Annotated in this window: 10 protein-coding genes; 3 read left to right on the forward strand and 7 right to left on the reverse strand. The window is 45.7% G+C overall.

The features are described 5' to 3' along the window. Window positions 1–23: 23 nt before the first annotated feature. Window positions 24–983, reverse strand: a complete 960-nt coding sequence (locus GC098_RS26585; protein WP_171646221.1) for an acetylxylan esterase — start codon at window positions 981–983, stop codon at window positions 24–26. Between the two features lie 24 nt (window positions 984–1007). Continuing rightward, the gene (locus GC098_RS26590; RefSeq protein ID WP_171646222.1) at window positions 1008–2669 is read right to left on the reverse strand and encodes a hypothetical protein; all 1662 of its coding nucleotides are present in this window, start codon (window positions 2667–2669) and stop codon (window positions 1008–1010) included. 240 nt (window positions 2670–2909) lie between these two features. Between GC098_RS26590 and GC098_RS26595 the strand changes: the two genes are divergently transcribed. The 3 genes from GC098_RS26595 to GC098_RS26605 are packed head-to-tail and all read left to right on the forward strand — an operon-like array spanning window position 2910 to window position 5471. Then, a complete protein-coding gene (locus GC098_RS26595) occupies window positions 2910–3935 on the forward strand; it encodes a methionine ABC transporter ATP-binding protein (protein WP_171646229.1) in 1026 nt (341 codons plus the stop codon). Further along, window positions 3932–4594, forward strand: a complete 663-nt coding sequence (locus GC098_RS26600) for a methionine ABC transporter permease (RefSeq protein WP_373462617.1) — start codon at window positions 3932–3934, stop codon at window positions 4592–4594. The genes GC098_RS26595 and GC098_RS26600 overlap by 4 nt, the downstream gene beginning before the upstream one ends. Window positions 4595–4622: 28 nt before the next feature. Continuing rightward, window positions 4623–5471 (forward strand): MetQ/NlpA family ABC transporter substrate-binding protein, encoded by an 849-nt coding sequence (locus GC098_RS26605; RefSeq protein ID WP_171646223.1) that lies wholly within the window; start codon window positions 4623–4625, stop codon window positions 5469–5471. Between the two features lie 302 nt (window positions 5472–5773). Here the strand turns inward: GC098_RS26605 and ald are convergent, their stop codons facing one another. The 5 genes from ald to GC098_RS26630 all read right to left on the reverse strand — a co-directional run bounded on the left by ald (window position 5774) and on the right by GC098_RS26630 (window position 12154). Then, window positions 5774–6889, reverse strand: coding sequence for an alanine dehydrogenase (gene ald / locus GC098_RS26610; protein WP_171646224.1), 1116 nt, complete (start codon window positions 6887–6889; stop codon window positions 5774–5776). A gap of 122 nt (window positions 6890–7011) precedes the next feature. Beyond that, the gene (locus GC098_RS26615) at window positions 7012–8667 is read right to left on the reverse strand and encodes a PucR family transcriptional regulator (RefSeq protein ID WP_171646225.1); all 1656 of its coding nucleotides are present in this window, start codon (window positions 8665–8667) and stop codon (window positions 7012–7014) included. A 185-nt stretch (window positions 8668–8852) separates the two neighbouring features. Then, entirely contained in the window at window positions 8853–10004 is a 1152-nt protein-coding gene (locus tag GC098_RS26620) for a DUF2264 domain-containing protein (protein ID WP_171646226.1), read from the reverse strand. After that, window positions 9997–11118 carry a glycoside hydrolase family 88 protein gene (locus GC098_RS26625; RefSeq protein WP_171646227.1) on the reverse strand — a complete coding sequence of 374 codons (1122 nt, stop codon included), beginning with the start codon at window positions 11116–11118 and terminating at the stop codon, window positions 9997–9999. The genes GC098_RS26620 and GC098_RS26625 overlap by 8 nt, the downstream gene beginning before the upstream one ends. 7 nt (window positions 11119–11125) lie before the next feature. Beyond that, entirely contained in the window at window positions 11126–12154 is a 1029-nt protein-coding gene (locus tag GC098_RS26630; protein ID WP_171646228.1) for a LacI family DNA-binding transcriptional regulator, read from the reverse strand. Window positions 12155–12253: the final 99 nt, after the last annotated feature.

Consider the following 12253-nt stretch of genomic DNA (forward strand, 5'->3'; position numbering starts at 1 on the left):
GAAGATGTGAGAGGCATTTCATTTTAAAGGCCCAACATAAATTGCAAGGTTTTATCGCTGAAGCCTGGTAATCCTTCATGACCATAATCCGGGTACAACTCAAACTGCTTTTTCGACTTGATTTTGTTATAAGCAGCAAACTGCGTGGAAGGCGGGCATACGGTGTCGCTAAGACCAACACCCATCAGCACTTCACCTTGGATGCGATTTGCCAGATTCTGAATATCAATATAGCCCAGCTTCGTGAATATTTCATCTTCGCGTTTGTGCTGTGGATCGTGACGGCGGAAGAAGTCCTTCAGTTCCTGATAGGCATCCTTCGCCAAATCCATTTCCCATACGCGCTTATAATCGCTAAGGAATGGATAAACAGGCGCTAACCTCTTAATGCGAGGCTCCAGTGCAGCACAAGCGATCGTCAAGGCGCCTCCTTGAGAGCCACCCATTGCGCCTACACGCTCAGGATCAACCTCTGGCATACTCATCGCAATGCCGGCGAGTTGAGCCGTATCTAAGAAAATATCCCTGTACAGCAATTGATCAGGATGATCATCTAAACCACGAACGATATGTCCGCGAAGCGTCGTTCCCTTCACGCCCCCCGCATCTTCCGATAAACCACCTTGACCTCGGCAATCTAGTGAAAAGAACGAGTAGCCTAGAGCGGCATAAGGTAATTTACTTAACCAATCACCTGAGCTACCGGAGTAACCATGGAATTCAACGATAGCCGGATGCGGCTTATCTGCGTGTTTAGGACGAACATATTTGGCATAAATACGCGCCCCTTTGACACCTGTAAAATAGAGATCAAAACATTCAGCGTAAGGCACTTGAAATTCACTCGGACGAAGTTCGATTTGGGGATCGACAGCCTTCATCTCAGCAATTGCCCGCTCCCAATAAGAATCGAAATCTTCAGGGCGGGGATTACGTCCTTCATAAGTAACTAGCTTCTCTAATGGAAAATCAAATAATGGCATGTCATATCCTCTTTTCTATTATTTTCAAGCGACCGTATAGCTAGAGAAATCAATAGCTTCGCCATTTACAAGTCTGATGATCTTCCTGTCACTATGTAAGCCACTGCATAAAACCATTGTTTCATCCTTCAAAGTCGTATAGGTGATTTGCAAATCGTCCTCGCTGGACAGCTTATAAACCGGTTGTTTCTGCTTCATCACATTCGTAAATTGCCGTATATCCCTTATTTGAAGGGTTTCAGCTGTTTTCTTGTCGATACACTCGATAACTACCGAATTCGTTCTTCCTTTGCTTGTGACAACGGATCGATCTTCGCGTACTTCCCTTTCAAAGGACTGCTGCACATAAACAGCCATGTAAACATGACCACATAATCCAAACATTCCAATCGGTTCCTCTATCCATTCTCCTACAGGCAGACATCCCTTAATGAATTCAGGCTGACCATCTGGAATTTGATAGGAAGCGATCAATGCATTTTGGTGAAAAAGTACTTCTATATATTTACTTTGATGACGTAAATCTCCTTCTGCATAGCCTTGTCCTGGGTGAAAAAAATATAAATGATTCACACCTTGGACCGCATCTAACGGAAGGGCTACATCCCAGCGATGTTGTTCATTATCAAACTCCTGTACGCGTTCCCACATACCGCCTAGCGCAAAGTTTTCTGTGATATATACATAACTATGCAGCACATCGTTATTGCCAACAGCTAGAGCTGCTTGTTTGGGAACTCTGCGAGTAATTTCTACCGGAGCCGCACGATGTAAGGCTGTACGCTGAACTTCTGACGAAACTTCATAGGCTATAAAACCTGCATATTCGGTTCGAGGCATGTGATCCGGTAATGTGAAATCTCCAAACTGGACATAATCGTGCAGCACGTTGGTGTCCTTCGGCATATCATGCGGCCATATCCGTGAATGCGGGCCCACCCATGCCCCTCCCAGATAATACGTCGAGCGAACCTCCCAGAGGTAGTCCAATAAACGAGCTAATTCAGCTTTGATTTCTGTATCCTTCATAAGCTCCCAAGCGCACGTAAAAGCCTGCATCCAGTGCCAGAACCAAGGTAACCCTCCATACTCCGACATGCCTATCGTAGTAACCCGATTCAGCGTACTGCGCAAGCTTTGGCAGCCATCCTCAAGCAATGCCTTATCGTCATAAAGCTCTCCGAAAATAAGCTTAGCTGCTGTGTATTTCGCTTCATGATGGCTGTAATGCTCAGATGGTTTACGATAAAAGTTACTTTTATAAATGTGCATCAGCGCTAAAGCGAATAAACTTCGCAATGATTCACTCAAATTATCTGAATAGCGTTGATAGAAATAAACCATCAGACTCCCCATCAATTCAACAGGAAGTGCATTTTTCGGTGCTTCTTGGGGATTAGGTCTTAAATGTAAGGGCCAATGACCATAGGTTCCACTCTCTTCGTTCTGGTCCTGGAGTTCCAAAACTTGAAACAGGATACCCTCAGCCTTGATCTTAGCCTGTAGACGATCCCCGTCAAATGGGATAGCTTCTTCCTGAGAAGCTGCAAATAAGTAAGATGCATAGTAGAAATTATCTCGGATATCGTGATGAAATAATAAACCGCTATTTAAAATAGGCTGCTTGAATGCCGCAGCGGCAATTTTGGTCTTGATTTCATTTTGGCGTTGTTGCAAATTTGTCAATTTTGTCTCCTCCTTAGCAAAAACTTAAAGAATGCAGTCTTTACTTTATATAAGCGCTATCTTCCCTAATTGAAACGCTTAACCTCAGTTTATATGCAAATATATGGAGCGTCAATGCAAAGCGAATATTCACTTTCCATATTTTAGATGTTGCATCCTGTTGCAATTTCTTATAAAATGATCTACCGTTGGTCAAAATATATAATCACCAATATTTGCATGGAATAGGAGGTATTCATCCTGATTCATATCGAAAATTTACAAAAAGTATATGAGGATATACCGGGACGTGTACCGGCCATCCAGCAGATCCATTTACATATCGATCGTGGAGAAATATTCGGCATCATCGGACACTCGGGTGCAGGAAAGAGTACTTTACTGCGTTGTGTAAATCTACTGGAGCGACCATCCTCTGGCAGCATTCACATTGATGGGGAAGAAATGACAAAGTTGGATTCTCGCCAATTGCAAACGAAACGCCGCAAAATCGGGATGATTTTTCAACATTTCAATCTCCTTTCTTCATCTACTGTTGCCGAAAATATTGCCTTTCCTCTGAAGTTGGCTGGGATGGGGCAAGGGGCGATTCAGTCCCGAATTAAGGAACTGCTCGATTTAGTCGGTCTGCAGGAACACGCGCATAAGTATCCAAGCCAGCTCTCAGGCGGACAGAAGCAGCGTGTCGGTATTGCTAGAGCTTTGGCCAATCATCCGGATATTCTACTCTGTGACGAAGCGACTTCAGCGCTCGATCCTCAGACAACGAATGCAATTCTTGCACTTCTGCTCGATATCAATCGAAAGCTTGGCATTACGATCCTGCTAATCACACATGAGATGCAGGTCATTCGTGCGATCTGTGACCGTGTTGCTGTTATGGAGAAAGGCTTGATCGTTGAAACAGGGAAAGTGCTTGATGTATTCCTGAAACCCCAGCATGCGGTTACGAAAGAGTTCGTTGGACAAGTTTCTGATTTCGCACAAAGTTCAGACCAGGATCCGATGGTGAAACAGGGAGAAAAGCACGGAACGGTGATCCGAATTACCTACATCGGTGCCAAAACATATGAGCCGATCTTGTTCGAAACCGTCAAGTCGACGAATGTGTCCTTTGCTATCCTTCAAGGTACTATTTCTTCGATGAAAAGTGTACCTTACGGTCAATTGGTAGCCCTACTAACAGGCGGACACCAAGAAGAAATCGATTCTGTGATTGCCAAACTTGAGCAAGAAGGAATCGACGTGGAGGTGCTCAACCAATGAATATGACCTGGGACATTAACTGGTCCGAAATTACGAAAGCAACTGGCGATACACTCGTCATGCTGGGATGGTCGCTCTTATTCACTGTCATCATCGGTATGGCACTGGGAATCATTTTATTTCTTACTTCCAAGGGGCAACTGCTGCAAAATCTGCCGCTTTACGGAGTGCTCTCGCTGATCGTGAATATCCTTCGCTCTGTGCCTTTCGTGATTCTGATGATCTCCGTTTTTCCGATCACGAAGGCAATCGTGCATACAACCATCGGCGTACAGGGTGCGATCCCGCCGCTCGTTATCGCAGCCGCGCCGTTTCTCGCGCGGCTGGTTGAAACCGCGCTGCGCGAGATCGACAGCGGCGTCATTGAAGCCGCGCAGTCGATGGGCGCTACGCCTTGGCAAATCGTCTGGCGCGTCCTGATGCCAGAAGCGCGTCCGGGTCTGATTTCAGCCGTTACCGTGACGGCTGTTGCCCTGCTCTCCTACTCCGCCATGTCAGGTGTCGTGGGCGGCGGCGGACTTGGGGATCTCTCGCTTCGCTACGGCTACATGCGGTTCCGTACTGATATCATGATCGTGACCGTCGTCATTCTCGTTCTATTCGTTCAGCTCCTGCAAATGCTAGGAGACCGTTTGGTCGCCAAATTTAACCGCAAATAAAACACATTATTTTGGAGGTAATCTCATCATGAAGAAACTTACTTTATCATTAATGGCTCTATTCGTTGTGCTTGCTCTTGCAGCATGCGGACAGAAAGCCGCTGAAACGCCTGCAAGCTCGGCACCTGCTGCCTCTGCTACTCCAGCTGCTGCAAAAGAAGTTACACTTAAAGTCGGTGCATCTTCTGTCCCTCATGCCGAAATTTTGAATAGCTTGAAAGACAAATTGAAAACACAAGGCGTTAAGCTTGAAGTTATTGAGTTTAACGATTATGTTCAACCGAACGTACAAGTGTTTGAAAAACAATTGGACGCTAACTTTTTCCAACATCAGCCTTACCTGGATCAATATAACCTAGATAAAAAGCAAAACCTCGTTAAAGTAGTTGGCGTTCACATCGAACCGTTCGGCGCGTACTCCCAAAAGGTGAAGTCCGTAACAGAATTGAAAGATGGCGCTTCGGTCGCTATTCCTAACGACCCTTCTAATGCCGGCCGTGCGCTTGCACTGATGGAGAAAAACGGTTTGATTAAACTGAAAGACGGCGTTGGCATCAAAGGTACGGTTAAAGATATCATTGAAAACAAAAAGAAACTCCAAATCAAAGAATTAGACCCTGCTATGCTGCCACGTACGATCGGTGAGTTTGATTTGGCTCTTATTAATACGAACTACGCTCTTCAAGCGAATCTAAATCCAACGAAAGACGCTTTGTTCATTGAGGACAAAAATTCACCTTATGTGAACATCATCGTTTCCCGTCCGGACAACAAGGATTCCGAAGCGATGCAAAAGCTTGCTAAGGAACTGAACTCCGCTGATACGAAAAAGTTCATTGAAGATAAATACAAAGGCGCCATCGTACCTGCGTTCTAAGCAACCTTTCGATCCAAACAAAAAGCTGTTCCTTTAGGTCGTTTAAAGACCTAGAGGGACAGCTTTTTTTCACAGTTAAGACCCGTAAACCTTCCACGATTCAATCCCGGAAGAGAATGTCAGTTTCGCTGTTATATTTAACCTGATTTTGGTCGTCGATACAGGAGTAAAGGTCGTCGTATTATACTGATTTGCCGCGACACCTAATCCAGATGGACTTCCTACAATGACAAACCCTACAAATTCTTATCTCAAAAATAAGACTTCCGCCAAAGTTGCGGAAGCCCCATCCTAAATATCGTTTACTGCAAAAGTGAGTAAATATCCGTATACGTGTAGCCATGTGCATCTGCAACAGCTTGGTAAGTAACATGACCTGCAACCACGTTGATGCCCTTTGCAATTGCTTTGTTATCCAAAGCTGCACGCGCATAGCCTTTGCTTGCAATTTGCAAGCCGTAAGGTGTCGTCACATTCGTCAGAGCAAGCGTGGACGTACGCGCAACAGCTCCTGGCATGTTAGCCACCGCGTAATGAATAACCCCATGCTTCACATAAGTCGGTTGATCATGCGTGGTAATGCGGTCTATCGTCTCGATGGATCCGCCTTGATCAATCGCTACGTCAACGATAACGCTGCCAGGGCTCATCATTTTGACCATGTCTTCCGTAACTAGACGCGGTGCTCGAGCTCCTGGAATAAGGACAGCCCCAATGACCAAATCAGCGCGACGAACGACCTCGGCGATATTGTAAGGATTGGACATAATCGTCTTCACGCGTCCTTGGAACTGATCATCCAATTGACGTAGGCGATCCGGATTCAAATCAACGATGCTGACATCGGCACCAAGCCCGATGGCCATTTTCGCCGCATTCGCACCCACTATCCCCCCACCGATGACAGCTACCTTACCTGGTTCAACTCCTGGCACACCGCCTAGCAGAATGCCTTTGCCGCCATGCGCTTTCTCCAGAAAGTGAGCGCCGATCTGAACGGACATGCGTCCAGCCACTTCACTCATTGGCGTCAGCAGCGGAAGGCTGCCATTGTCCAATTGAATGGTCTCATAGGCGATTGCTGTCACTTTATTGTGAGCTAAGGCATGCGTCAATTCGGCCTCAGGTGCAAGGTGTAAATACGTGTATAAAATCAAGCCCTCGTGAAAATAAATGTACTCTTCAGGAAGTGGTTCTTTCACTTTAACGACCATATCTGCCGACCATACTTCAGCTGCTGAGGCAACGATGGTTGCGCCTGCCTCTGTGTAATCATCATCCGTGAAACCAATGCTTTGACCTGCTAAGGTTTCGACGATAATGTCATGCCCTGCTTTTTTGTAAGAAAGGACGGAACTAGGCGTCATACCAACACGAAACTCATTATTTTTTATTTCCTTAGGAACCCCAATAATCATTTAGCATCAGCCTCTCTTGACGATCCCATAAAAAATGGATCAATCTCTACTTGTCTCCAAGTATAAGACCGATCCATGGACGTTCCATTAGACAAATTGTAAAAAATGTTTACAAATTCTTTTCACATTTTCATTTCCGGATTCAACAGCTGGTAAGCCCGTATCCCTACCTGCAGCGCCAAGCGCTTTTCCGGCAGCATGTAGTCGGCTCCAAGCAGTTCTTCTATTTTTTCCAAGCGGTAATAAAGCGATTGTCGGACAATAAAAAGCTGCTGGGCAGCGATTTGTTTAGAGCCATCCGTGTCGAGGTACACCTTGAGTGTGCGCAGGAGCTCGCTGCCTTTCATCTGATCATGATCGATGATCGGTCCCAGATACGTACGTACGAAGGATTGTAAAATCTGTTTATCTGGAATGTGAAATAATAATTGAAATACGCCAAGCTCATCAAAAAACTGCACCTTCCCTTGCAGTGTTGAAGCTAGCGAAATCGCTTGAAGCGCCTCCTGGTAGCTTAAGTGAGCTTGCATAAAGCTTCGATTGCTTTGTCCAACGCCAATAGTTAACCTGATCTCATCCTCGGCCTTCAGGTATTGAATGGATTGGAAAACTTGCTGAAGGCGTTCTTTAGACGATCGTTTTTTCGTCGCTTTATCAAAGGCTACAACCACGAGTCTATTATTTTTCAACGTAATTAGTGGATGAAAGGAATGCTGCTCAAAAACAGATCTTACAGCAAGTGAAAGATGAATACCCGAAGATTCCACTCCCTCCTCCTCTGTGCTATACCCTTCCGCTTGTTCATGCACAAATTCGATCAAGATGACGTGATAGGGTAGTTCGTTAAGTCGCTTAAATTCAGTTCCAATCAATACTTTTATTTGCTCTTCGTCACGTATCCGCAGATGCAGCAGATCATCTACCCAAAGCGTCTGTGAATACAATTTACGCTCCTCGATATAACGTTTGCGCAGCAAATCCTGTGCGATAGACAATGAAGCGGAGTCCAGAATTAAATACTCGTATTCCTGCGGTTTTCGGCTAAACACCAGGATGATATGTGCCCATGTTTTGCCCATAGCCCCAACGGGTTGGACAATAACAGTTTGACCCTCATCTTCCATAACGGAAGGGGCCGCTATATTTCCGTTGCTCGGGCTTTCGACGAGTCGACTTTCTAGAAAATCCAGCCACTGTCCAGACTCCCGGCTTCCCAAATGCGGAATAAACTTCGGCTGTCCATTCAGAGGTACATAAATAACTTGGGCTTTGGTACTGCTTTGCAGCAGCCCTAGTACATGGGAGACACCTTGTGAAGAAAGCGTCATTCGATGGAATTCACGCGATATTTTCTCCAAATCCTGAAGTGCTTTATGGTGTTGATTGATAATATGCGCATGAATATCCTGCGTAATGTCAATGAACCTCACAGCTTGTGGAAAAATAATGAGCGGGAAATGATAGGATTCCGCCGCATGTATCCATTCTTGTGGAACTGAACTCAAGTAGTGTCCCATTTCGATACAGAGGCATGTCACGTTTTTATTGATCAACTGCTCCAGATATGTCATAAACAATTCCGTATCACTCTTGAAGGCAGCCCCTGTCGTAAGGATCATTTCTCCACCTTGCAGCAGTTGTTCAAACTGTATCACCTCAATGATATGTACCCAGCGGACTAGTCGCTGTAATCCCTGTTTACCTGCCGCAATATAGGCTTGCTCGAAAGTGGGTCGTCCCAGCACTTCCTGTAACGTTAACTGATAATCTTGATTCAAAAGAGTCACTCCACTTTCTTTCCACTCATATCTAAAAGTTATCCACAACCGTCCTATCGGGCTGCTTGTGGATAAATATTAACCAACTGCTTAGTAACATCCGATCAAGCTAGTTTCCCTTCTAAGTTTACACGAAAAAAGCGCCTGTTTCATTAAGAAACAGGCGCTTTTTATTAAGCAATCTATTATAACGCTTTATCAATGGCAACGGTTTGACCTGACCATACCTTCAGAGACGTCCAAGGGGTTTCTGTCCCCTGCCAAAATGGGTCATCTGCTGGCAATCCTAATGGAAGGAAAACAGCTGAACATAAGTATAGGCTGCCTGTGGAGATATACGTTTCGCCAAGCTCGGGCTGATGTCCGCAAAGTCCAATCTTCAGCCAGCCTGCCTCATCGAAAGTGCCTGGGGCTTCAATCAGCCTGCGGATGACCGCGCTTAGTGCACATCTTACTTGAGCTGGCGCAACACCTTCCGGCAATTCACGTCGCAGTGCAATGTGGGCTAGTGATTGAAAGGCACCAAAGCGGTAGGCAATCGACCGACCCGTAACAGGAAACGTTCCCTCCGGTGAAATCGATCTTTCCTGCACGGCAGCATAACGCTGCGCTCGAATTAGAATATTCTCTCGCATTCCTGCCCAGTCTGGATAATATCCATGAACCTGCTCAATGATATCAACCAACATGGGTTGAATCACGAAGCTGTTATAATAATCGGCATGGTAATGTGGACCATCGCCGTACATTCCATCGCCAAGGTACCACTGCTCGTGTTGTTTAAGGGCAAAATCCACGCGCATGGCATCCCAATCCTCGCCAATCACCCCTAAAGCCGTTTCGGTTATAGCTGCGAACAAGAGCCAGTTGTTGAAACCCGGTTTGCGTGTTCTTGTTGCCTTCATGGCTTTCACCAGATTGCCCTGAACGCGTCTGTCCAAACGATGCCAAAGCGTGTTAGGAGCTCTTAGGATCGCATTAGCCAGAAATGCCGTATCAACAATCGGCTGCATGCCTTTGGAAAAGTTCAAAAAATCAGGCGACTCCGGATCCGTCGCCGCGTCCAGAGCAGCTCGGACTAGCTCACCGTAGTGAATGCGAAGCTTCTCTTCCTCGGCATCTTGAGCTGGATTTTCTAACCATGGTGCCATGCCTACCAGTGTGCGTGCGAATGCTTCTAAATGCGAAAACTGGAGCTGCTCTTCTTTTTTATTCTCTACTGGCATTGTTGCTCGCAGCTTCTTAGATGCCAATGCCTTTATCACAGGATCAGCTATACGAAGCATCGTAGCCAACCAATATGCACGGTCATTGCAGGCTGCAGCTTGATTACTCATACCAGTAACCTTTGATTCCTTTTTCCATCCGTACGAGAGCTTCTAAATAGTAATAGTCACCCCAGATCATGTAATCGTCCGGAGCACTTCCACCGCGAACGTGATAGGAACCGCGTTCGATGAAGCCTTGAGCATCAGGCTTGCCAATGGTTGCGTAGGATTTAACTAGCCCAGTCATGGAGCGCTGAATCGCATTTTCCAAATATACACGGTCAGCATCATCAGCAGCCAAGTGTTCCAATAACTCTAAGGCTCCCGCTGAAGCAATCGCAGAAGCTGAGCTATCACGGTTCGTTTCTGCGTTCACCGGCGCATTGAAATCCCAGTATACCACATCATCCTGCGGCAAGCGGTCAAAGAAGTAACGCGCTAAGCGCTTGGATGTTTCTAAGTAAAGCGGGTTTTTCGTATAGTAGTACGAAAGCGCGAACCCATAAATTCCCCAAGCTTGGCCGCGGGTCCAAGTTGAACCATCTTGATACCCCTGATGCGTTCCGCCATGAAGTGGTTCACCACTCTCTTGATCAAAGTAAAACGTGTGGAAGGATGAATCATCGCCGCGAACCAAATAGCGGCGGCTCAAATCCGCATGAATCACGGCAACCTCCTTGTATTTGGCATCGCCAGTTTGCTCGTAAGCCCAGTACAAAAGTGGTAGGTTCATCATGCAATCAATGATGATGCGTCCTCCATTTTCTTTGTCCCCTTCAGGACCCCACGCTTGAATATATTGTCCCTTTGGTCTCCAGCGTTTCATCAGTACATCGGCTGCTTGCAAAGTAAGTTGTTTAGCATTTTCATCTTTTTCAATAATCCATTGCGCTTTAGAAGATAGTGAATATAAGAACCCGATATCATGGTGATCCAGAGCTACATTGTCTTTCAATCTTTGCTTAAAGCTTGCAACCGTTTTGTGAGCAGCTTGCTGGAACGCTTTGTCACCGCTATATTGGTAGCCTAGCCACAAAATACCCGACCAAAAGCCGTCCGTCCAATCCGTATTTGGATTCAAATGATACACATCATTCTCGCTCACGTGCGGAAATAAGTCCCCAAATCGTTCGATATTCACTTTCGTTTTTTGCAAAGCATCTTCAATGGCTTGTTTCCACATGATCAATTCACTCCGTTTTCTTTGATTTGGTTGATTCTCGTTCTATAAAAGTAAGGGGGACCTCGATTTCTCGCTCCTCACCAGACTCAGCCTTATTGCCAAATTTATGTAACAGCTTGTCAATGGCCGTTTGGGCTTGATAGCTATAAGGAATGTCCCAGCTTGATATACCCGGATAACTGTGTTTAGCTATATAATCGTTATTAATTCCAATAATCTGAAGCTGATATGGAATCTCAATCTGGAGCATATTTGCTGCCGATAAGATTCGTAAGGCTACATGGTCATCAAAAGCAACGATGCCTACGGGTGCCACATGGCGCTGTAATAAGCTTTGGAGAAATGCTTCGATATCCAGATCTTTATAGTCCACGATCTCATGAATGACATCGCTTGCATATTGCCCGATCCCGGCATTGAAACCCATGCGTCGCTGTTCGTCGATGACTTTCGAACCTTTACTGCCTACGTAGCAAAGTGCTCTACAGCCACGTTCCACCAACAATTTAGTGGATTGTTTGCAAGCCGCTGCAAAGCCTAAATTCACTGCACCTAATGCAATATCCTCCGGCCAGTTCCAACCATTGATAAGAACTAATGGCGTACCGCTGTTTACGATCGACCTTGTAGATTCGAAGCCCATTGCTAAACCATGACATATCAATCCGTCTACTCTACGCTGCAGCAAAACTTCCAGATTTCTCCGCTCAATATCCGGATCGAATCCCCCTGATGAAAATACGGATAAGTGATACCCCGCATTATGTGCTTCAATCTGCAAATGTTCGGCGAGCTCTCCATAGTAATTCGTTAACCCTGGTAAGATGAGACCGATCTCATACGTTTTGCTGCGGCTTAAACCCGCTGCCATCGTATTCCGTCGATACCCTAATTGCTCAGCAGCCAATTCGACCTTGCGAATCGTCTCTTTGGACGAACGAATACCACCTCGATTCAGCACATTGGAGACTGTGGCAATGGATACTCCTGCTGCTGCTGCCACTTCTACAATTGTGACTTGTTTGGGCTTGCTCATACTTATTTCAACTCCGTTTTGTTAAACGTTTAACATCCTCTATTAGCTTAAATTGAAACGTTTAACCTGTCAAGTGATAAAATAACTGATTTAACACTT

It is taken from the genome of Paenibacillus phytorum, from assembly GCF_013141715.1.
GTDB classification, from domain to species: Bacteria; Bacillota; Bacilli; order Paenibacillales; family NBRC-103111; genus Paenibacillus_E; species Paenibacillus_E phytorum.

Bases quoted from the DNA above. Each gene is read 5' to 3' on its own strand.
- GC098_RS26585 (WP_171646221.1), bottom strand. From the start codon at position 983: ATGCCATTATTTGATTTTCCATTAGAGAAGCTAGTTACTTATGAAGGA.
- ald (WP_171646224.1), bottom strand. From the start codon at position 6,889: ATGATTATTGGGGTTCCTAAGGAAATAAAAAATAATGAGTTTCGTGTT.
- GC098_RS26625 (WP_171646227.1), bottom strand. From the start codon at position 11,118: ATGTGGAAACAAGCCATTGAAGATGCTTTGCAAAAAACGAAAGTGAAT.
- GC098_RS26605 (WP_171646223.1), top strand. From the start codon at position 4,623: ATGAAGAAACTTACTTTATCATTAATGGCTCTATTCGTTGTGCTTGCT.
- GC098_RS26600 (WP_373462617.1), top strand. From the start codon at position 3,932: ATGAATATGACCTGGGACATTAACTGGTCCGAAATTACGAAAGCAACT.
- GC098_RS26630 (WP_171646228.1), bottom strand. From the start codon at position 12,154: ATGAGCAAGCCCAAACAAGTCACAATTGTAGAAGTGGCAGCAGCAGCA.
- GC098_RS26620 (WP_171646226.1), bottom strand. From the start codon at position 10,004: ATGAGTAATCAAGCTGCAGCCTGCAATGACCGTGCATATTGGTTGGCT.